General features: G+C 71.8%; 1 protein-coding gene. It reads left to right on the forward strand.

Going from position 1 to position 280, the window contains the following annotated elements; translation table 11 throughout:
* A partial coding sequence (locus tag EN845_RS35080; RefSeq protein ID WP_135931362.1) for a LysM peptidoglycan-binding domain-containing protein occupies window positions 1–280 on the forward strand: 280 nt, incomplete at both ends.

Below are 280 nucleotides of genomic sequence, written 5' to 3' on the forward strand. Positions count from 1 at the left end.
GCCGTCTCGGGCAGTGCTGCCGGCTGGTCCGCGCAGGGCGGCACGCCGGTCGTGCTCGCCCAGGGCGAGTCCCTCGATACGATTTCGTCGCGCTACGGCGTGCCGCGCGCCGCGATCATGTCGGCGAACGGGCTGAGCAACGCGAATGTCGCTCCCGGCACGCGGATCACCATTCCCGTCTATAACGCGGCTGCTTCAGCGGCTCCCGCTCGTCAGGTTGCCCAGGCTCCGGCCGAGACCCAGCGCTTCGTTGCCGGGCCGTCTGCCGCCACGCGCTCCC

This window comes from Mesorhizobium sp. M8A.F.Ca.ET.202.01.1.1, from assembly GCF_004791595.1.
Classification (GTDB): Bacteria; Pseudomonadota; Alphaproteobacteria; order Rhizobiales; family Rhizobiaceae; genus Mesorhizobium.